This window comes from Shewanella holmiensis, assembly GCF_025370255.1.
GTDB classification, from domain to species: Bacteria; Pseudomonadota; Gammaproteobacteria; order Enterobacterales; family Shewanellaceae; genus Shewanella; species Shewanella holmiensis.
Genome location: NZ_JAMTCD010000010.1, coordinates 72,952 through 94,211, shown reverse-complemented (window position 1 = coordinate 94,211; position 21,260 = coordinate 72,952). Strand labels below are relative to the sequence as shown.

General features: G+C 41.5%; 27 protein-coding genes. 15 read left to right on the top strand and 12 right to left on the bottom strand.

Translation table 11 applies throughout. The features are described from left to right. Positions 1-122: 122 nt before the first annotated feature. The 5 genes from NE535_RS09850 to zapE form a co-directional block, all read right to left on the bottom strand. Entirely contained in the window at positions 123-1,418 is a 1,296-nt protein-coding gene (locus tag NE535_RS09850; RefSeq protein ID WP_261298467.1) for an adenylosuccinate synthase, read from the bottom strand. A 67-nt stretch (positions 1,419-1,485) separates the two neighbouring features. After that, positions 1,486-1,674, bottom strand: coding sequence for a DUF2065 domain-containing protein (locus NE535_RS09845; protein ID WP_261298466.1), 189 nt, complete (start codon positions 1,672-1,674; stop codon positions 1,486-1,488). A gap of 230 nt (positions 1,675-1,904) precedes the next feature. Further along, complete coding sequence (gene rpsI, locus NE535_RS09840; RefSeq protein WP_261298465.1) at positions 1,905-2,297, bottom strand: 30S ribosomal protein S9; 393 nt, start codon at positions 2,295-2,297, stop codon at positions 1,905-1,907. Positions 2,298-2,312: 15 nt separating this feature from the next. Next, a complete protein-coding gene (gene rplM / locus NE535_RS09835) occupies positions 2,313-2,744 on the bottom strand; it encodes a 50S ribosomal protein L13 (RefSeq protein WP_188840149.1) in 432 nt (143 codons plus the stop codon). 278 nt (positions 2,745-3,022) lie between these two features. Then, positions 3,023-4,132: a cell division protein ZapE gene (gene zapE, locus NE535_RS09830; RefSeq protein ID WP_261298464.1), complete on the bottom strand. Its 1,110-nt coding sequence runs from the start codon at positions 4,130-4,132 to the stop codon at positions 3,023-3,025. Positions 4,133-4,421: 289 nt separating this feature from the next. On the opposite strand from zapE, the gene degQ reads away from it, so the two are divergent. Both degQ and degS read left to right on the top strand, forming a co-directional pair. After that, positions 4,422-5,771 (top strand): Do family serine endopeptidase DegQ, encoded by a 1,350-nt coding sequence (gene degQ, locus NE535_RS09825; protein ID WP_261298463.1) that lies wholly within the window; start codon positions 4,422-4,424, stop codon positions 5,769-5,771. A 138-nt stretch (positions 5,772-5,909) separates the two neighbouring features. Then, complete coding sequence (degS, locus tag NE535_RS09820; protein WP_261298462.1) at positions 5,910-6,986, top strand: outer membrane-stress sensor serine endopeptidase DegS; 1,077 nt, start codon at positions 5,910-5,912, stop codon at positions 6,984-6,986. 79 nt (positions 6,987-7,065) lie between these two features. Here the strand turns inward: degS and murA are convergent, their stop codons facing one another. The 7 genes from murA to NE535_RS09785 all read right to left on the bottom strand — a co-directional run bounded on the left by murA (position 7,066) and on the right by NE535_RS09785 (position 11,738). Continuing rightward, a complete protein-coding gene (gene murA, locus NE535_RS09815) occupies positions 7,066-8,325 on the bottom strand; it encodes a UDP-N-acetylglucosamine 1-carboxyvinyltransferase (protein WP_261298461.1) in 1,260 nt (419 codons plus the stop codon). 12 nt (positions 8,326-8,337) lie between these two features. Continuing rightward, positions 8,338-8,589 carry a BolA family protein gene (locus NE535_RS09810; RefSeq protein WP_261298460.1) on the bottom strand — a complete coding sequence of 84 codons (252 nt, stop codon included), beginning with the start codon at positions 8,587-8,589 and terminating at the stop codon, positions 8,338-8,340. Between the two features lie 71 nt (positions 8,590-8,660). Then, positions 8,661-8,972 (bottom strand): STAS domain-containing protein, encoded by a 312-nt coding sequence (locus tag NE535_RS09805; protein ID WP_261298459.1) that lies wholly within the window; start codon positions 8,970-8,972, stop codon positions 8,661-8,663. Continuing rightward, positions 8,969-9,622 carry an MlaC/ttg2D family ABC transporter substrate-binding protein gene (locus NE535_RS09800; protein ID WP_261298458.1) on the bottom strand — a complete coding sequence of 218 codons (654 nt, stop codon included), beginning with the start codon at positions 9,620-9,622 and terminating at the stop codon, positions 8,969-8,971. The genes NE535_RS09805 and NE535_RS09800 overlap by 4 nt, the downstream gene beginning before the upstream one ends. Before the next feature lie 10 nt (positions 9,623-9,632). Beyond that, complete coding sequence (gene mlaD / locus NE535_RS09795) at positions 9,633-10,106, bottom strand: outer membrane lipid asymmetry maintenance protein MlaD (RefSeq protein WP_261298457.1); 474 nt, start codon at positions 10,104-10,106, stop codon at positions 9,633-9,635. Between the two features lie 35 nt (positions 10,107-10,141). Then, positions 10,142-10,927 (bottom strand): lipid asymmetry maintenance ABC transporter permease subunit MlaE, encoded by a 786-nt coding sequence (gene mlaE / locus NE535_RS09790; RefSeq protein WP_261298456.1) that lies wholly within the window; start codon positions 10,925-10,927, stop codon positions 10,142-10,144. Beyond that, complete coding sequence (locus NE535_RS09785) at positions 10,914-11,738, bottom strand: ATP-binding cassette domain-containing protein (RefSeq protein WP_261298499.1); 825 nt, start codon at positions 11,736-11,738, stop codon at positions 10,914-10,916. The genes mlaE and NE535_RS09785 overlap by 14 nt, the downstream gene beginning before the upstream one ends. 228 nt (positions 11,739-11,966) lie before the next feature. Between NE535_RS09785 and NE535_RS09780 the strand changes: the two genes are divergently transcribed. The 13 genes from NE535_RS09780 to NE535_RS09720 all read left to right on the top strand — a co-directional run bounded on the left by NE535_RS09780 (position 11,967) and on the right by NE535_RS09720 (position 21,130). After that, positions 11,967-12,929 (top strand): calcium/sodium antiporter, encoded by a 963-nt coding sequence (locus tag NE535_RS09780; RefSeq protein WP_261298455.1) that lies wholly within the window; start codon positions 11,967-11,969, stop codon positions 12,927-12,929. Between the two features lie 34 nt (positions 12,930-12,963). Next, complete coding sequence (locus NE535_RS09775; RefSeq protein ID WP_261298454.1) at positions 12,964-13,941, top strand: KpsF/GutQ family sugar-phosphate isomerase; 978 nt, start codon at positions 12,964-12,966, stop codon at positions 13,939-13,941. A 2-nt stretch (positions 13,942-13,943) separates the two neighbouring features. Further along, positions 13,944-14,510: a 3-deoxy-manno-octulosonate-8-phosphatase KdsC gene (gene kdsC, locus NE535_RS09770; protein ID WP_261298453.1), complete on the top strand. Its 567-nt coding sequence runs from the start codon at positions 13,944-13,946 to the stop codon at positions 14,508-14,510. Next, positions 14,507-15,067 (top strand): LPS export ABC transporter periplasmic protein LptC, encoded by a 561-nt coding sequence (gene lptC, locus NE535_RS09765; RefSeq protein WP_261298452.1) that lies wholly within the window; start codon positions 14,507-14,509, stop codon positions 15,065-15,067. The genes kdsC and lptC overlap by 4 nt, the downstream gene beginning before the upstream one ends. Continuing rightward, positions 15,054-15,641, top strand: coding sequence for a lipopolysaccharide transport periplasmic protein LptA (gene lptA / locus NE535_RS09760; RefSeq protein ID WP_425347452.1), 588 nt, complete (start codon positions 15,054-15,056; stop codon positions 15,639-15,641). Before lptC ends, lptA begins: the two co-directional genes overlap by 14 nt. Then, positions 15,638-16,369, top strand: coding sequence for an LPS export ABC transporter ATP-binding protein (lptB, locus tag NE535_RS09755; protein ID WP_261298451.1), 732 nt, complete (start codon positions 15,638-15,640; stop codon positions 16,367-16,369). Before lptA ends, lptB begins: the two co-directional genes overlap by 4 nt. A gap of 151 nt (positions 16,370-16,520) precedes the next feature. Then, a complete protein-coding gene (locus tag NE535_RS09750) occupies positions 16,521-18,008 on the top strand; it encodes an RNA polymerase factor sigma-54 (protein ID WP_261298450.1) in 1,488 nt (495 codons plus the stop codon). A gap of 26 nt (positions 18,009-18,034) precedes the next feature. Further along, a complete protein-coding gene (gene hpf / locus NE535_RS09745; protein ID WP_261298449.1) occupies positions 18,035-18,322 on the top strand; it encodes a ribosome hibernation promoting factor in 288 nt (95 codons plus the stop codon). Positions 18,323-18,324: 2 nt separating this feature from the next. Further along, entirely contained in the window at positions 18,325-18,768 is a 444-nt protein-coding gene (gene ptsN / locus NE535_RS09740) for a PTS IIA-like nitrogen regulatory protein PtsN (RefSeq protein WP_261298448.1), read from the top strand. After that, entirely contained in the window at positions 18,765-19,622 is an 858-nt protein-coding gene (gene rapZ / locus NE535_RS09735; protein WP_261298447.1) for an RNase adapter RapZ, read from the top strand. The genes ptsN and rapZ overlap by 4 nt, the downstream gene beginning before the upstream one ends. A gap of 31 nt (positions 19,623-19,653) precedes the next feature. Continuing rightward, on the top strand, positions 19,654-19,929 hold the full coding sequence (locus tag NE535_RS09730) for an HPr family phosphocarrier protein (protein WP_261298446.1): 276 nt from the start codon (positions 19,654-19,656) through the stop codon (positions 19,927-19,929). 751 nt (positions 19,930-20,680) lie between these two features. Beyond that, entirely contained in the window at positions 20,681-20,830 is a 150-nt protein-coding gene (locus NE535_RS09725; RefSeq protein ID WP_261298445.1) for a hypothetical protein, read from the top strand. Positions 20,831-20,866: 36 nt separating this feature from the next. Continuing rightward, positions 20,867-21,130: a transposase gene (locus NE535_RS09720; protein WP_342454511.1), complete on the top strand. Its 264-nt coding sequence runs from the start codon at positions 20,867-20,869 to the stop codon at positions 21,128-21,130. Positions 21,131-21,260: the final 130 nt, after the last annotated feature.

Genomic DNA, 21,260 nt, shown 5'->3' with positions numbered 1-21,260 from the left:
TCGATGACAGTGTAATTAGTTAATTCATCGGCCGAACCATGGGTTTCTTAAGTCGTTCAGCAATACTTTGTAAACGTGTTTCATTAAAAAGGCCGCTTAACGCGGCCTTTTTGATATTGATTTTAGTTAAATGGATTAACTAGAATCATTGTCTCATTACGGTCTGGACCGGTAGAGATAATATCAATTGGTGTTTCTAAGAGCTCTTCAATACGCTTGATGTAGTTAATTGCTGCAACAGGTAGTTGCTCAACAGACGTAGCACCGTAGGTTGTTTCTTTCCAACCTGGCATACTTTCATAGATAGGCGTAACTTGCTCATAACCTTCTGCGGCTAATGGCGTTATTTTAGACACAGTGCCATCTGGGTATTGGTAACCAACACAGATTTTCACTTCTTCTAAACCATCTAATACGTCAAGCTTAGTTAAACAGAAACCGCTTACGCTGTTGATTTGAACTGCACGGCGCATTGCCACTGCATCTAACCAACCTGGACGACGCTTACGACCTGTAGTAGCACCAAACTCCTGACCTTTCTCACCAATGTAATCACCAATTTCATTGGCTAATTCAGTTGGGAAAGGACCAGCACCTACACGAGTCGTGTAAGCTTTCATGATTCCTAATACATAATCAATATGACGAGGACCAAAACCAGAACCTGTCGCAACGCCACCGGCAGTCGTATTAGAAGAAGTTACAAATGGATATGTACCGTGGTCGATATCCAATAATGTACCTTGAGCACCTTCAAATAGAATTGGCTCACCTGCTTTACGGGCAGTATCTAATAGCTCTGTAACATCAACACACATGCTCTTCAGATAATCAGCAATTGCTAATGCATCGTCTAGTGTTGTTTGGTAATCAACCGCTTCTGCTTGATAATATTCAGTCAACATGAAGTTATGATACTTCATGACTTCTTGCAGCTTAGTTGCAAAAAGCTCTGCATTGAATAAATCACCAACACGAAGACCACGACGTGAAATCTTGTCTTCGTATGCAGGACCAATACCACGACCTGTTGTGCCAATAGCTTTATTACCGCGCGCTTTTTCGCGAGCAATATCAAGTGCACAATGGAAAGGTAAGATAAGCGGACATGCTTCTGAAATAAGTAAACGCTCTTCGACAGGTACGCCTCGCTCTTTCAGCATGTTGATTTCTTTCATCAACGCATCTGGAGCTAATACAACACCATTACCGATCAAACATTTTACGTTATCACGTAGAATCCCTGACGGAATAAGATGAAGAACTGTTTTTGCACCATCGATAACCAAGGTATGACCGGCATTATGGCCGCCTTGGTAACGAACTACGAATTTTGCCTGTTCTGTTAAAAGGTCGACAATCTTACCTTTGCCTTCGTCACCCCATTGAGTGCCGAGTACGACTACGTTTTTGCCCATTATTTGCTGCAAGGTTGTGGTATAAAGTGGAATTTTAACAGATTTTAGGGGGTTATAGGCAAGTTTTTTATTGAAAAATAATCAACAAAACAACACCGGCTGTGACTAAAGATCCACCTAAGCGTCTGAGAACATTTTGGTTTTGCCCAGAAAGCTCAAATAAATATTTTTTCCATTTTTGTGGAAAGAGTAACGGTCCGAGGCCCTCAAGGATTAATACTAAGGCAATTGCTGTCACAAATAGCTGTAGTGTCATTTGTTTTTATCCCAAATTTAGTCAAGTTTATTAGGGTCTTTTGACCTATCAAGGTCGTTTTTACAGTGAATATTGCTGAGATTGCTAGGTTGTACTCTACTGATCGCGCTTAATTCGTTTCTACCTCGCATAAAATTCCACCCACAAAGTTCAATAATCCCTATTAATCATAAAGTGCTAGGCAATAAAAAACCCAGCATAAGCTGGGTTTTTTGCATTCCAAAAACGTATTAACGTTTTGAGAACTGTGGCTTACGACGTGCTTTACGTAGACCAACTTTCTTACGTTCAACTTTACGTGCATCACGGGTAACAAAACCAGCGGTACGTAGAGCAGGACGTAATGTTTCATCAAGTTGCATTAACGCACGAGTAATACCGTGACGAATTGCACCTGCTTGGCCAGTGGTTCCACCGCCTTTAACAGTTACATAGATGTCAAGTTTATCAGTCATTTCAACTAACTCTAAAGGTTGACGAACAACCATACGAGCAGTTTCACGACCAAAATATACATCTAGTGGACGTTGGTTAACAACGATTGCACCACTACCTGCTTTAGCGAATACGCGAGCAGTAGATGTTTTACGACGGCCAGTGCCGTAGTACTGAGTTGCAGACATTAGCTTACTCCCGTTTTAGATATCAAGAACTTGTGGTTGTTGTGCGGCATGGTTATGCTCAGTGCCAGCGTAAACTTTAAGTTTACGGAACATAGCACGGCCCAAAGGACCTTTTGGCAACATACCCTTAACAGCTTTCTCGATAATCATCTCAGGCTTATGAGCTTGCAGCTTCTCAAAAGAAATCTGCTTAATGCCACCGATGAAACCAGTGTGCGAGTAATAAATCTTGCCCGCAGCTTTGTTACCAGTAACAGTAACTTTCTCAGCGTTAATAACGATGATGTAATCACCAGTGTCAACATGAGGAGTATACTCTGGCTTATGCTTACCGCGTAAACGAGTAGCAATTTCAGTAGCGATACGACCTAAAGTCTTACCTTCGGCATCAACGACGAACCAGTCACGTGTGACTGTTTCTGGTGTAGCAGTAAATGTAGTCTTCATTTTTTACAAAAACCCAATGTTTAATATTCTGTCTCACATGCCAATTGCGGTCGCAATTAACACAAAATGAACCGATTCTTGCCCCTTCGAGCATGAATATTGGCTTAAAACTTCCGCCCAATTCGGCGGAGTAACGAGGGCAGGTGGCGGATTATACGCAAAGAATCCTCAAAAATCACCTGCTTTTTATTAAAATCGATAAATATTTTGATCGTTTTATCGGCAATTTTGTGAGTATTTTATATACAAAATACTCACAGCATTACTGCCAGCTAACTTTAGGGTAAATGTTCTAGTGCTAAATAATCATGCGATTGCATTTCAATTAATCTTGAGCGACATCGTCTAAATTCAAAATTCAGCAATCCTTGGGTGTATATTTCTTCCAATGGGACTTGTGCTGAGATGATTAATTTAACATTGCGCTCGTAAAACTCATCCACCATTGCCAAGAAACGCCTAGCAATATCATCACCTGTGAGTTGATCGCCCATTTGCTCTAGACCACTGAGTAAAACGGTATGATATAACCTCGCTATCTCCATATAGTCTCGCTGAGAACGAGGCCCATCACACAAGTCTCTAAAGTTAGCCAATAATACCCCTTGAGATTGCTTTCGGATCGCAATAGCACGTCCATCGACTTCAATCGCGGCGGTAAACACTTCCGACTCCGGCGCCAGCTGCTTGAAATAAGTTTGTAAATTCAAATCGGCTTGTTCATCAAGTGGAAAGTGATAAATTTCAGCTTGTTCTAGGGTTCTTAAACGATAATCAATTCCCGAATCCACATTCAAAATTTCACAATGCTGATTAATTAATGCAATAGCTGGCAAAAAACGCGCACGTTGTAGGCCATTTTTATATAACTCATCGGGAATAATATTTGAGGTTGCAACCAGCGCGACGCCCTCTTTAAATAAAGCCTGGAACAGAGTGCCTAATAACATTGCATCGGTAATGTCAGAAACAAAAAACTCGTCAAAGCAAATTACCTTGTATTGTTTTGCCATTCTATTGGCAATTGTGAGTAACGGATCTTGTACCCCTTTTAACTCACCTAAATCATGATGCAATTGATGCATAAAACGATGAAAATGCGCTCTGAGTTTTTTGTCTCCTGGTAAGGCATCATAGAAGGTATCCATTAAGTAGGTTTTACCTCGCCCTACTCCGCCCCACAAATACAAACCTGTGACTAAGTTTGCAGGCTTTTTTGCAAATACAGATAGCATTTTCGATAAACCTGAAACCGGCTTTTCAGCAGTAATGAGTTCGTCATATACACGCTGCAATGACTTAACGGCTTGTTCTTGCGCGGGATCATGGGAAAAGTCATCACGACTGAGGTCTTGTTGGTAATGCTGCCAAGGGGTTAACTGTGTCACTACTATAAACTCACTACATCAATAGATATGCCGCATAATAGCATTAAAGTTAACCAGCAAGTAACCGCTAAAACCGATTAAATTAACCTTTGTTAATAGTTAATGAACTAATGAAACACATACGTATCTCAGTAACTAATCGATTACTTTATTTATCTACATTCTAGTTGGACACGGGTTTATGAAACCTGCTTCTCTCAATTTTTTGATTAACGATATTTAACTTTTATTTAATGAATTCAAGCACCATATTTTTATCATTAGCTTGAATCCTCAGGAGCCATAATTAATGAAAACGAAACTTAGCTTACTTTCAGCTACCTTATTAACCGCTTCTTTAACCATGATGCCTGTTGCATCTCACGCAGCCATTCCCATGTCGGTCGATGGTCAAACGTTACCAAGTTTAGCGCCCATGTTAGAACGCACCACACCTGCTGTAGTATCTGTCGCGGTGTCAGGCACTCAGGTTTCTAAGCAGCAAGTACCTGATGTATTTCGCTACTTCTTTGGACCCAATGCTCCACAAGAACAAGTAAAAGAAAGACCCTTTAGAGGCTTAGGCTCAGGCGTTATTATTGATGCCGAAAAAGGTTACATCGTAACGAACAATCACGTCATTAACGGTGCTGATGATATTCAAATTGGTTTAAGTGATGGCCGCGAAGTCGAAGCCAAGTTAATTGGTGCAGATAAAGAATCAGACATTGCCTTATTACAAATTGAGGCAAAAAATCTAACGGCAATCAAACAAACTGATTCTGATGAAGTCCGCGTTGGCGATTTTGCCGTGGCGATTGGTAATCCATTTGGATTAGGTCAAACAGTGACTTCCGGTATTGTCAGTGCACTAGGTCGCAGTGGTTTAGGCATTGAAATGCTAGAAAACTTCATTCAAACCGATGCTTCTATTAACAGTGGTAACTCTGGCGGAGCGTTGGTCAACCTCAATGGTGAACTAATGGGGATCAATACCGCAATTGTGGCGCCAAATGGCGGTAACGTAGGGATCGGTTTTGCCATTCCAGCCAATATGGTTAATAGCCTTGTTAGCCAGATTATCGAACATGGTGAAGTAAGACGCGGAGTGCTTGGCGTTGCTGGTCGCGATTTAGATAAAGAGCTGGCAAAAGCCTTTGGATTAGAAACCCAACATGGTGCTTTTGTAAATGAAGTTGTGCCTGATAGTGCTGCAGCAAAAGCGGGGATTAAAGCGGGCGACATTATTATTAGCGTTAATGGCCGTAAAATAAAATCCTTCCAAGAACTGCGTGCAAAAGTTGCGACGATGGGGGCTGGCGTCAAAGTCGATTTTGGTATCATTCGTGATGGTGATAACAAAAATATCAAAGCAACCCTAGGCAAAGCCGAATCTGTTGAAGCCGCTGCGGGGGCATTACACCCTATGCTTCAGGGTGCGACGCTGCAAACTGGTAGTAAAGGTGTTGAAATAACAGACGTTGCCCAAGGTTCTCCGGCGGCTATGTCAGGCTTACAAAAAGGTGATTTCATTGTCGGTATTAACCGCACGCCGATTAAAGATTTGAAAGCCTTCAAAGGATTACTGGAAAAACAGCAAGGCTCTGTAGCCCTTAAAATATTACGTGATAATAATTTAAGCTATCTGATACTTCGTTAAGATTGATGCCTTATGTGAAATAAGGCAACTTAACCCAATGTTAGCATTCAGTAAATTAAGCATCGAGCCATCATCCTCGATGCTTAATTATTTATCCTATGCTACTATCAAGCCTAATTTCCCCACACCAAGCAGACTATGAATTTTAAAGACATTTGCATTTACTTAGGCAAGGCCACTTTGTTTGGTTTAATCATGGCTGCCGTTTTTTTAATTGCAACGTCTTTTGAAGGCAGTCCGTTCAAGAGTGGTTTCTCGCAAAATACCCGTGCAAATAATGAATTATCATTTGCAAAAGCAGTACGCCGTGCCGCCCCTGCGGTTGTCAATATTTACAGTTTAAGTATAGATCAACGCTCTCCACTTAACTCTAGCTCACTGCAGGGCTTAGGGTCTGGTGTGATCATGAGCCCACAAGGATATATTCTTACCAACTACCATGTAATCAAGCGCGCTGATGAAATTGTCATCGCATTACAAGATGGACGTAGATTTACCTCCGAAGTTGTTGGTAGCGATCCTGAAACTGATTTAGCCGTGTTGAAAATTGAAGGTGATAACTTACCTGTTGTGCCAATTAACTTAACCAATCCGGCTTTAGTGGGTGATGTGGTGCTGGCGATTGGTAACCCGTATAACTTAGGCCAAACAATCACCCAAGGGATTATTAGTGCAACGGGTCGCAGTGGTTTAAGCTCCGGTTATCTGGATTTTTTACAAACGGATGCAGCCATCAATGCAGGTAACTCTGGCGGCGCATTAATTGATACTGGTGGGGAGTTAATTGGTATCAATACCGCAGCATTTAAAGTGGGTGGAGATAATAGTGGCAATGGCATCAGCTTTGCAATCCCCATTAAGCTAGCACATAGTATTATGGACAAACTGATTGCCGATGGTCGTGTTATTCGTGGCGCGATTGGCATTTCAGGTGAGCCATTAACCCCAGTGGTTGCTCAAATTCTGAATTTACCTGATTTAAAAGGCGTGTTTGTTACAGGTATTGATCCTGATGGACCTGCAGCGAATGCAGAAATTCAGCCTAGAGATGTGATTATTGCCTATGGTGATGATGAAATACCCGGTGTTGAAATGTTGATGGATAAAATTGCTGAAACCCCGCCAGGTACCAAAGTTATATTAACCGTTATTCGCCAGGGACAAAAACAGCAAATACCTGTATTCGTTGTTGAGAAAAATTCTTTCGAACAATAAGCCAACTGTATCTGATAAAAAAGCCATCAAAATTATCTTTTGATGGCTTTTTTAATACTAATAGCGACTCATTTTCTAATTAAGACACGCGGATAACTTCGCCGCCCAATCCTTTAAACTTCGCTTCAATATGCTCATAACCGCGATCAAGATGATAGATACGGTCAACCGTTGTCGTACCTTCAGCCATTAAGCCAGCAATAACTAGACTGGCAGAAGCCCGTAAGTCAGTTGCCATCACTTGCGCACCGTTTAACGATTCAATTCCTTCAATAATACAAGTATTACCTTCAAGGGCCATGTTAGCGCCCATACGAATAAGCTCTGGAACATGCATAAAACGATTTTCAAAAATTGTTTCAGTCACACGACCAGTCCCTTCAGCAAGTGCGTTAAGCACACAAAATTGAGCTTGCATATCGGTAGGAAACGCTGGATATGGCGCCGTTTTAATATTCACGGCTTTAGGGCGTTTACCTTGCATATCCAGTTCAATCCAATCTTTACCCGTTGTCACTTTAGCACCGGCATCTTCTAGCTTTGAAAGCACGGCTTCAAGAGACGCGGGATCGGCTGATTCGCAACGAATATGTCCACGGGTAACCACAGCGGCCACTAAAAATGATCCTGTTTCAATACGATCTGGCATAACACGGTATTCACAACCTTGAAGGCGTTCGACCCCTTCAATGGTTAATGTTGCTGAACCAATACCGCTAATTTTTGCACCCATTGCCACTAGACAATGTGCAAGATCAGATACTTCAGGCTCGCGCGCAGCATTTTCGATAACAGTAGTGCCGTCTGCTAGTGCAGCAGCCATAAGCAAGTTTTCAGTCGCGCCAACGCTGACCATATCCATAAAGATATGAGCACCTTTTAAACGGCCGTCAACACGCGCCTTAATATAGCCTTCTTTAACTTCAATCTTTGCGCCCATTAACTCAAGGCCATGAAGATGAAGGTTAACTGGACGAGCACCGATAGCACATCCACCTGGCAATGACACATCTGCAGTACCGTAACGGGCAAGTAATGGGCCTAAAATCAATATGGATGCACGCATGGTTTTCACCAAGTCATATGGCGCGCAAAACTCATTCAGGTTAGTGGTTGAGATCCGCACTTTACCTTGGCCCAGCTCATCAACATCCGCTCCCAAACAACGTAATAACTTACAGCTGGTGCTGACATCACGTAAATGAGGCACATTAGATAGCACAAAATCGGTTTCAGCTAATACACCCGCCATCAAAATGGGTAGGGCGGCATTTTTAGCACCTGAAATAACTACACTGCCAGACAATGGCTGGCTTGCTTTTATGGTTAATTTATCCACTTGGCTCTCTAATTACATATTGAAAAGTTTTTCACGCTTCCACTGGGTCGGCGTAAATGTCTTAATAGTTAATGCGTGTAACTCGCCACTGGCAATATTTTCTGCTAACGGACCATAAATGGCTTGCTGTTGTTTGACTCGGCTCATGCCTTCAAAACATTCACCAACGGCCACCACTTTATAGTGACTTCCATCCGACGTAGCATGCACTTCAGTAAGCTCTAATGCTTCCGATAGAATTTGCTCAATAACCTTGCAATCCATGAATATATACCTTTATTTCAATACCCTATATGGTCAGGATACCGTGAAGAGTTAACAAAATGCTAAGACGATTAACGAGAATTCTCAGCAAAAAAAGTGTCTAAATCGTACAACTCAATCATTTTTTGTAATTGAGATGCAGGGTGAATAAGCGTGCGAGAATACTGCGTTGATGCTGTGTTAGTCTCGGATATATTCAACCCTTTAAGTGCAAGCAGCATAGCAACACCTGCACTATCAACATAAGTCAAAGCGGACAAGTCTACCACTTGAGTAGATTCAGTAAACAGTTGATGTCGATTTGGCCATAATTCAATAACCTCATCTTGGGTTAACCGACCTTTGACCAAGCAAGTGTTACCTTGTTGCTCGAATTCAATCACGCTGCTTTTGCCTCTTGCTCAACCTTGCGATCAATCTTCTGCTTAGTTTTATCATGTAGCATGGTGATGACAGCTTCAATACCTTGTTGGCGGATAAGATTGGATATTTCTGATTGCTTCGAGGCTAACAAACTTACGCCCTCGGCGACTAAATCAAAGGCTTTCCAAGAATCATCTTTAAGACGACGGGCTTTAAATTGAATTTTAATGGGTGGGCGGCCTTGTTCGATGATTTGCACACTGATATCTACCATTTTTTCTTGGCTAAAATCTTGAGCGGGATCGAAGGCAACTGTTTGATCAGTGTACTCCGTTAAGGCTTGGGCATAGGTGCCAATTAAATAACCTTTAAATGCTTCAACAAAACGCGCACGTTGATCATCAGTGGTTTCGCGCAAATACTGCCCCATCACTTTATAAGCAGCATATTTGTAGTCAACATAAGGCATAAGTTCTTCAGCCACGATCACTTTCAAATGGCTAAGATCTTCATCAATAATGGCTTTATCGCGTTTAAATCGATCGAAAGTTTGGTTAGCAACTTGTTTGATTAACTCATATGGATCTTTGTTGTTAATTTCTTCAGCCCAAACTTGTGTACTGGCCAGCAATATCACAGCGCTAACAATACGAACTAAAAATGCTTGCATAGAACCGCTCCTATTTATCTTTGGAAGACATGCTATATAACAATTGACCAATAAGGTCCTCTAAAATTAACGCTCCACGGGTATCTTCAACTCGATCACCGTTACCCAGCATTTCAATGTCATCATCGACAAAGCCAGGGGTTAAACCAATAAACTGCTCACCCAATAAACCAGAAGTTAAAATTGAAAGGCTACTGGTTTCAGGGAAATGGTCGTAACGCTTATCCATTGTTAAGGTCACGATTGGTACAAGTTTGCGATCATCTAAGGTGATATCAGCCACTCGCCCGACTACTACACCGCCCACTTTAACTGGGGCGCGTACTTTTAAACCGCCAATATTATTAAACTCGGCCACTAAGGTGTAGTGGTTATCTTTGGTATCCACCTTTACATTGGCAACATTGAAAACCAATACACAAAATGCCAATACCCCTGACAACAAAAACAGACCTACTAATAACTCAATCTTCCGTGTCAACATACGCTTAAACCACTTAAATAGTTAATGAATTTATCTTAATTTCCGAACATTAATGCGGTCAGCAAAAAGTCCAAAGCGAGGACAGCTAAACTGGCTTGCACTACCGTCGATGTCGTTGCACGGCTGATACCTTCTGGATTAGGTTGTACTTCATAGCCGCGATATAACGCAATCCAGGTCACTACCACGCCAAAAACTGTACTTTTAATCAGGCAATTAACGATATCTTCACGCCACTCAATAGACGCTTGTAATATCGACCAAAACGCACCGGTATCGATCCCTTTCCATTCAACGCCCACTAGGTGGCCACCGAAAATACCCACTAAGCTGAACATCATCGCCAGTAGCGGCATACTGATCACACCAGCCCAAAAACGAGGCGCAATAATTTGCCTAAGCGGGTCAATTGCCATCATCTCTAAACTTGATAGCTGCTCCGTTGATTTCATTAAGCCGATTTCAGCAGTTAAAGCAGAACCGGCACGCCCAGCAAACAACAACGCTGTGACTACGGGCCCTAACTCTCGTAGCAAGCTTAGCGCGACCATAGGGCCGAGACTGTCTTCGGTGCCAAAGTCGACTAAAATATTATAACCTTGAAGGGCCAGAACCATGCCAATAAATAAGCCCGACACTAAAATAATCACCATTGAACGCACACCCAGTACGTACATTTGTTTAATGACGAGAGGCACGCCTTTTTTAGGATTGGGAATGTGCGCAATAGCGCGCCATAACATCAGCCCTGCTTTACCATAACTGCTTACTAACTCAATGGCATAACGGCCAATAGCAGCAATTAAATTAATTGGACTCACTCAACAACTCCTGTTGATAATCCGCTGCGGGATAATGAAAAGGTACCGGACCATCTGGCGCACCTTGAATAAACTGGATTAATTGCGGGTTATCGGACGCCCTTAATTGTTCCGGCGTACCCTCAGCAATCACTTTTTTATTCGCAATCACATAAACATAATCCGCAATACCCAATACTTCTTTTACATCGTGAGACACCACCACAGAAGTAAGCTTAAGCGAATCAGATAATTCACGGATCAATTTAACTAACATACCCATAGATATTGGGTCTTGCCCTGCAAAAGGCTCATCATATAACACCATTTCAGGCTCTAATGCGATGGCTCTTGCTAATGCCGCGCGGCGTTGCATCCCGCCAGACAACTCACTTGGCATCATAAAAGCAGCACCACGCAGGCCAACGGCTTGCAACTTCATTAATACAATGGAACGGATAATCGATTCGGGTAAACTTGAATGCTCACGCAAAGCAAACGCCACGTTATCGAACACGTTCATGTCGGTAAATAACGCACCACTTTGAAACAACATACTCATACGTTTGCGAACTTGATATAGCTCAGTTCGAGATAAGGTGTGCATATTCAGACCGTCAAATAGCACTTCACCTTTATCAGGTGTTAACTGAGCACCAATTAGCTTAAGTAATGTGGTTTTCCCTATACCGCTAGGCCCCATTATGGCGGTAACTTTACCTCTGGGGATCGTTAATGAAATGTCATCATAAATGACTTTCTTACCCCAACCAAAAGCAAGGTGATTGATTTCAACAAGCGGATTTTGCAGCACTGTCGGTGTCTCTGACATGATATTCGAAGAGATAGCAGCCATCCTGGCATGTAAATGAAGATTAAATTTTACGTGAATGTTGCTTACCTAACAACCTACTCTGATTAAAAACCGCTAATCTGAAATGAATTTAATCTTAATAAATGATTAACTTGCTAATGATTAAACCACTTCCATCCTTTTGTGGCTTTCAATTTGACTCATTTGCAGCGAAAATACACGGGTTTAGAAAATTAAAGGGATAACATGTTAGTTAATATTTTGTTGCTGTGCGCTGGGCTAGCTGTACTGGTATTTAGTGCCGATAAATTTGTTTACGGGGCATCAGCCTTTGCAAGAAACCTAGGTTTACCCCCAATGCTGATTGGTTTAACCATTGTGGCAATGGGCAGCTCGGCACCTGAAATGTTTGTTGCGGCAACGGCATCAATGGACGGCATGAATGATACCGCCGTCGGTAATGTGCTGGGTTCTAACATCGCAAACATTACCCTAATTCTTGGTCTTACTGCTTTGCTTGGGGCGATTAGCGTAAGTTCTAAAACCCTGAAGCGAGAAATTCCATTGATGCTAGCGGCAACAGTGCTTGCCGGTTATCTGATCCACGACGGCATGCTGGCCCGCTATGAAGGCATTATATTATTAGTGGCCTTTTTGTCTGTCATGGGCTGGTTTATTTACCAAGCAATGACCAATAAAGACACCGATATTATGGGCGAAGAAATGGATGCCGAGATCCCTAAGGATGTCCCTACAATTCGTGCTATCATGTGGATACTCGTCGGTATGGTTTTATTACCGTTATCAGCAGGTTGGATGGTAGATGGTGCGGTAGGTATTGCAAAGATTTATGGATTATCTGATTTAGTGATTGGATTAACCATTATTGCTGTTGGCACCAGTTTACCTGAACTTGCCGCATGTATTGCCGGAGTGTTAAAAAAAGAAGACGATTTAGCTATTGGTAACATAGTTGGCTCGAATTTATTTAATATTCTTGCGGTACTCGCTATTCCAGGGCTAATCTCACCAGGTGAAGTTGATGCAACGGCAATCGACAGAGATTTTTATATGGTATTGGCCACCAGTATTGCATTAGCAGTATTAGTGTTATCTAGTGGCGCAAAGCAGCAACTCACTCGTTGGCATGGCATTTTATTATTATTGACCTTTATTGCGTACCAGTACGTTGTCTTCACCGCTCATTAAAGGGGCGTAAAGGACTTTACCAAGAGAGACAAACATGGCAAACCAAACTCAATTTCGTCAATGGGGCCGCAAGGTCATTGATATTGAAAAAGCAGCATTGGAACATCTTTATCAATTTGTTGATTCAGAAGCATTTGGACAAGCATGTGAATTAATCATGCAGTGCAAAGGAAAAGTCATTGTCATGGGCATGGGAAAATCAGGTCATATTGGCAATAAAATATCGGCAACCTTTGCCAGTACTGGCACACCCGCATTTTTTGTTCATCCTGGGGAAGCCAGTCACGGTGATTTAGGGGCTTTGGCAAAAAATGACATTATTCTGGCCATATCTAACTCAGGTGAATCAAGCGAAATACTCACACTGATGCCAGTAATACAACGTATGGGAGTACCTGTTATTGCCGTTACCGGTAAACCTGACTCCAATATGGCAAAATTAGCCAAATTACATTTGTGTATTGAAGTGCCAGAAGAAGCTTGTCCGTTAGGGCTAGCACCAACATCAAGTACCACAGCAACTTTAGTCATGGGTGATGCGCTCGCGGTAGCCTTATTACAAGCAAAAGGTTTTACCCGTGATGATTTTGCCTTATCCCATCCGGGTGGCTCTTTGGGCCGAAAATTACTGCTTAAAGTAAATGACGTGATGCATCAGGGCAACGACTTACCCTTGGTTAAACAGGATATCTGTATTACTGAAGCGCTGTATGAAATATCCAATAAAGGCTTAGGCATGACAGCCGTTGTCGACGATAACAATATATTAGTCGGTATTTTTACCGATGGTGATTTACGTCGGGTGATTGACGCTGAAGTGAACTTGCGTACCACACCTATTTCACATGTTATGACCAAACACTGCGTGACAAGCCCGGCTAACATCTTGGCTGCACAAGCACTGCAAATTATGGATGAGAAAAACATCAATGGTTTGATTGTCGTAAATGAACAACATCAACCAATTGGCGCATTAAATATGCTCGATATGGTTAAAGCAGGGGTAATATAAACATGACAATTCAAACGCCAAGCCATCAAGGTTTTTACGGCCCAATTAGCGATGATATTTGGCAGCGAGCGAAAAAAATTAAACTGCTGATTTGTGATGTTGACGGCGTATTTTCTGATGGCCGCATTTATTTGAATAACAGTGGTGAAGAAACCAAAGCTTTTCACACCCGCGATGGTTACGGTGTTCGTTCAGCACTAACAAGTGGAATAAATGTAGCCGTTATTACCGGACGTAAATCTCAAATCGTCGAAAACCGCATGAGCGCTCTGGGTATAAAAGATATTTATCAAGGTATTGATAATAAGTTTGTCCCGTATGAAGCATTAATCAAGCAATATAACGTAGCTGCAGATGAAGTCGCTTATATCGGTGATGACATGGTTGATTTGCCAGTTATGAAAGTGGTTGGTTTAGCGGTTTGTGTTGCTGATGGCCATCCCTTTGTTCGTATGCATTGCCACATGACAACACACATCAAGGGCGGTCATGGCGCATTGCGTGAACTCACAGATTTACTATTGTTAAGCCAAGGCAAATTTGAAAATGCCCACGGTATGAGTATATGAATCGTACCACACTCGCCATCTGTGCATTCTTTGGCTTAGCGTTAACTTTGTACTGGCAGGTACAGGATAAACGCAACAAAATGGCACTGGTAGTAGACACACGTATTGAGCGGCCTGATTTTGTCGCTGATGACCTGCATACTACAGAATTTAATAAGCTAGGTTTAGTCGACAGTAAAATGAGCGCTACACACATGGAGCATTACTCCATGACTAATACCACTTTATTTACTGACCCCGTATTGCTACTTTATCCACAAAACGGTAAAGCGCAATGGCAAATAACCGCAAAAAACGCCACGCTTGAACAACAGACAAATAAAGTCAGTTTACAAAATGATGTAATAATCAATGCCATTGACATTGAAGAGCCGCTACAATCGCTCGAAACACAGCAAGTCACCTTTGATTTAGAAACCATGATTGGCCGCTCTGAAGATCCGGTTATCATTAAAGGTAATGGTTTTTTAATTAATGGCTTAGGATTATTTGCCGATCTCAATGCAGAAGAAATTACCTTGCTCAGTGAGGTAGAAGGAACATATGAACCACATTAAGTTTTTATCCAAATCACTCTGTAAGGTCAGTGTTCTTGCAACATTGGCTATCGCGGCACTGGCGAACAACGTCATGGCCAAAGAAGGCGATCTGCAACAAGAGCTGAAAATTGCCGCGGTAAGCCAACGTGCGGACATTAAAAATAACCAGATTATTTTTAATGGCCCAGTAAAAATCACCCAAGGTAGTATTAATATTAATGCCGATGAATTACGCGCATTTTCAGCTGAAAATGGCCAAACTAAAACGTTGATTGCTATTGGTAATCCCGCAACGTTTTCGCAGGAATTAGATGATGGTCGAATAGGCACCGCCAGTGCCAATGAGATCCGCTACGACCTAGCCACGACAGGTTTATTATTAACTGGCAATGCCAAGTTAGATCAGGCCGGTAGCAAAGTGACGGGAAATGTTATTCGCTACAATATCACCGCCCAAGAGCTGATTGCAGAAAGTACCGGTAAGGGAGAAGACCGTGTTATTACCATCATTCAGCCTGAAAACTTCCAAACCGAAGATGTACCGAAACAAAAACTTCCTGAAATTCCGTTAAAAAAGCAAGGTAACCAATGAGCCAAATTACCTTAACCGCTGAAAATTTAGCTAAAAGCTATAAAAGTCGTCAAGTTGTAAAAAGTGTCAGTTTAACGGTAAAAACCGGCCAAATTGTCGGCTTGTTAGGTCCTAATGGCGCCGGAAAAACCACCACCTTTTATATGGTGGTAGGTTTAGTCAAAAGTGATAACGGTCGTATTTTAATTGATAATGATGATTTGACTGCAGATCCAATGCATTTACGTGCTCGCAAAGGAATCGGCTATTTACCACAAGAAGCGAGTATTTTTAGAAAGCTAACCGTTCATGACAACATTATGGCCGTTCTGCAAACGCGCAAATCATTAAGCCAGGATGAACGAATTCAAGAGCTGGAAAGTCTTTTAGAGGAATTTCATATCACCCATATTCGAGACAGTTTAGGCATGTCCCTTTCTGGTGGTGAAAGACGTCGAGTTGAAATTGCACGTGCATTGGCCGCAAATCCTAAGTTTATCTTACTCGATGAACCTTTTGCCGGTGTTGACCCCATTTCAGTTATTGATATTAAAAAAATTATTCAACAACTGAAAAGTCGTGGCCTTGGAGTGCTCATTACTGACCACAATGTTCGCGAAACCCTTGATGTTTGTGAGCGCGCTTATATTGTCAGCCAAGGCAATCTCATTGCCGAGGGAACACCTGATGAAATACTCAACAATCAACAAGTACGAGCAGTATACTTGGGCGAACAATTCAAGCTATAGTTAATGTAAGCACAACAGATAGATGCTTTGAAAATACCAACACTTCAGTAAGCTTTTATTGTGGTGTTTCACAATGTATTTAAACAACATTTGCGAAATACACTCGTGTGAAACGGTGTAGCAAACGGAAATCTTCTAGGGATCAGCAGTAATGAAAGCGTCACTCCAACTTAAAATGGGTCAACATCTGACTATGACCCCACAACTGCAACAGGCGATTCGTTTGCTGCAGTTATCGTCTTTGGAGTTACAGCAAGAAATTCAACAAGCATTAGACTCAAACCCTTTGCTTGAAATGGAAGATGAATTTGCAGAATTTAACAACAAAAATGACCAACAAAAAAACCAATCAGAAACAGATTTTAGTGAACTAGTCGCGCCAACAATAGAAAAAGACACCTCAAGCGTTGATACAGCTGAATCGATGACAAAAGAGCAAATGTCTGATGATTTGCCTATGGATACGACCTGGGATGAAGTGTACACCGCATCTCCGATGGCCAGTTCTGGATCGGGCAGCATGCCAAGCGATGACATGCCTTTTCAAGGCGAAACCTCAGAAGGTTTGTACGAACACCTTGAATGGCAGAAGAATCTCACTCCTTTTTCTGATACCGACCTAGCCATTGCCACCGCCATCATCGATGCCATTGACGACACAGGTTATTTAACCCAAAGCACCGAAGACATCTTAGAAGCAATGGGAGACGAATCGGTTGAGCTTGATGAAGTTGAAGCGGTACTGAAACGTATCCAACATTTTGATCCTATTGGCGTTGCCTCTCGCGATCTCCGTGAATGTTTGCTGATCCAGTTAATGCAATATGATCCCAATACACCTCACATTGATAACGCAAAAGTGCTTATCAAAGATTATTTAGATTTAATTGCAGGCAGAGACTTTCGCACATTGATGCGTAAAACCAAGTTAAAAGAAGATGAACTTCGTGAGGCTATTGAGTTAATTCAATCTTTGAATCCACGCCCTGGTTCGATGATCACCCCGCAGGATGATGAATATGTTATCCCCGATGTTTCGGTGATGAAAAAGAATGGTCGTTGGGTTGTTGAATTAAATCCTGACAATATGCCCAAAATTGGTATAAACCAGCAATATGCGGCGATGGCAAAAAGCAGTAAAAGTCAGTCTGACAGCCAATTTATTCGCGGTCACTTGCAAGAAGCTAAATGGTTTATTAAAAGTTTAGAAAGCCGCAACGACACCTTATTAAAAGTGTCCAATTGCATTGTCCAGTTCCAACAAGGTTTTTTTGAGTATGGTGAAGAAGCCATGAAACCTATGGTACTCAATGACATAGCTGAAGCGGTAGAAATGCATGAATCAACGATTTCAAGGGTAACAACCCAAAAGTACATGCATACCCCACGTGGATTATTCGAATTAAAATACTTTTTCTCTAGCCACGTCAGTACCGACGACGGCGGCGAGTGCTCATCAACAGCAATTAGAGCCTTTATAAAAAAACTGGTTGCTGCCGAAAACCAAAAGAAACCATTAAGCGACAGCAAAATGGCTGATCTTTTGGCTGAACAAGGGATTAATGTTGCACGTCGTACTATCGCGAAATACCGAGAAGCGATGATGATCCCTCCCTCAAACCAACGTAAGAGTTTATAACCTACCTAGGCAATTGGAGGATAAATATGCAAATAAATTTAACAGGTCACCATGTTGAAATTACTGAATCATTACGCGAATATGTCACTACAAAATTTTCAAAGCTTGAACGACATTTCGATCAGATCCATAATGTGCATGTCGTGTTAAATGTCGAAAAACAACAGCAAAAGGCAGAAGCAAAAGTCAGCTTAAATGGCGCTGAAGTATTTGCCGCTGCTGAGCATGCCGACATGTATCATGCTATAGACGCCCTGATCGACAAACTCGATCGTCAGGTTATTAAACACAAAGAGAAACTATCTAAGCATTAATGATGGAACTTAGTACCATCCTGCAGCCGGAATGCACCTCCTGTGCCTCACCGGGCAGTAAGAAAAAGGTACTGGAACTTATCAGCGATTTAGTCGCTGCCCAGTACCCATCCCTTTCTTCGCAAGAGATTTTCGAAAGCCTAGTGGCCAGAGAAAAAATGGGTAGCACAGGAATAGGCTCTGGCATTGCAATCCCTCATGGTCGATTGACGACCATCGAACACCCCATTGCGATTTTTATTAAATGTGAAGAACCCATTCCATTTGATGCCATAGATAAACAACCCGTTGATTTGTTATTTGCCTTATTAGTTCCAGCGGAACAATGCCAACAACACCTCAGCACTTTATCTTCGATGGCAGAAAAGCTATCAGATAAACTTATTCTCAAGCAGTTACGTAAAAGTAGTAACTCCACTGAACTCTATCAGGTTATCACTGCATGAAATTAGTTATTGTATCGGGCCGCTCTGGTTCAGGTAAGTCTGTCGCACTAAGGGTATTAGAAGACCTTGGTTACTACTGTGTCGATAATTTACCTGTGGCATTGATTGGAACATTATTGGACCAGCTTACTGGCAGCCGCGATCAAATAGCGATTAGTGTCGACGTACGTAATATTGCCGACCAAGGAAAAGTACTACAAGAACAACTTGCTAAGTTAGGTAGCGATACTGAAATCTGTAGCTTTTTCTTAAACTCTTCAGACAAAGTATTGCTTAAACGTTATAGCGAAACCCGCCGGTTACACCCTTTATCTAAGAATCAAATATCACTTCAAGAAGCAATTAAATTAGAAGGGGTGTTATTAGAACCTATCGCGAATGTGGTAGACCATTATATTGATACTTCAGCATTAAACATTTACGAATTGAGCGATCAAGTACGTGAAATATTGATGGGCAGTGTTGATAAAGAGTTAGTCATTAACTTTGAATCATTCGGCTTCAAACATGGCATGCCAACCGAAGCAGACTTCATGTTTGATGTACGTTTTTTACCTAATCCTCATTGGGAAATAGAACTGCGGCCTTATACAGGGCTCGATAAACCAGTACAAGAATTCCTTGGCAACCAGCCTTTAGTCAATAAGTTTATTTGGCAAATAGAAAATCTATTTGAAACTTGGATGCCGCATCTTGAGCGTAATAATCGCAGCTACTTAACCATCGCGATTGGCTGTACCGGTGGACAACATCGTTCTGTGTATATTGCTGATCAGCTGGCAAAACGTTTCTCGAATGATAAAAAGCATACGGTTCATGCAAGGCACCGAGAACTAGCAAATAAGGTTAAATAACGTTATTTAGCCGATTATTGGAGTCAGTGTTATGAGCCTTTTACAACGACAAGTCACCATTTCAAATAAATTGGGGTTACACGCTCGAGCCGCGACCAAGCTGGTGATACTGGCCAATGAGTTTGATGCCAATATCACCTTGATTCAGGGTAGCAAAACGGCCAGTGCAGCCAGTGTCTTAGGCTTACTGATGTTAGAAAGTGGGCTAGGTAAAACAATTGATATCACCGCTGATGGACCAGATGCTCAAGCTGCGCTTGATGCAATATGTGCGCTAATTAATGCTAAGTTCGATGAAGGCTGTTAACCCTAAAGGTACGTGTTAACTGAACCACAATTATCATTTATTGGTATCTCTTTGACTATTGCTGCCAAATTTCCAGTGTAGATCTTCAGACTATTTTAAACACTCAAACAACCGACAATTGTCATCGTTAGTGGTGTCAATCTGACCGACATACCAATTGCCACAATCCCAACTGCACTAACTGCACTAACTGCACTAACTGCACTAACTGCACTAACTGCACTAACTGCACTAATAATAAACCATAGCCAAGTTAACATAACTATTTCAAGGCAATATAACCTCTATATCTTCAGGCATTTTTTACAATGACACTTGAGAAAAGCAATGTCTATCAAGCTAGACCTTACACCTAAAACATCGTAACGGCTTAATCTAAACTCCGCTTAAGAAACTCGCTAACAAATTGAAATTGAATTCCACACCATTTGCCAGAGGTTGAGGCCCAAGGTAACGCGTCAGTTTGAAGTAAGGCATTGAGACTACCTCAAGATCATTTATTGATAAAGTTAAGCGGAATTTGGCGATGTTCTTTCTCCCTTGCGGGCTAATGATGCTAAAACCAAATTAGTGCAATTGCACCAATACATTGCAAAGTAAAATAAGTTTAATTCAGCCATAAAATTATAACTAACTAATATTATTGCTAAAAAAACAATTGCAACAGTTGGCACAATCTTTTCATATAGTAAGTATACCCACAATTGGGTAGTTTGTTTTTTATGCTGATTGAATTGTAGGAGAAGTTATTATGCAAATAAGACCATTACCCCTAAATACGTTATCCAATGTTTTTGTGCATACACTTCAATTTAGTAGCTTATTTACTAGAAAAATTCACCAATATTATCAGTTTATTGCTCATATTGGCGTCAGTCAGTGGGACGTTGAAAATAGATAATCCAATAAGCCAATTTCAATAAAAGTGAATACGACTATGCATAATACTGCGATGCACAACCACATAAGCCACAAATATTCACAAGCTCTGATCAGCGAAGTGGTTAACCAAGTTAAAAATCATAATCGGTTACTCTCAGAGGTGGCTAAAAATTATGGGATTTCGTCCAGAACGGTCTATCAATGGGTTAAATCATCTACCGAACCTAGTGAATTGAAAAAAAGTGAAATAACCAATCAAATTGCATCTTTGCAATTACAGATAAATAGTTTGAACAACTTATTGCAAATGATGGCATAACCATTTTCAGCAAGGGTGTTTGGTGATATGAGATTATCCCCCAGTAATCGACTATAACAATGCAAACAACCACATATAATAATATGGCGCTAAATAGCCTAATAGTGATGTACAAGCATCCTTGCTACTT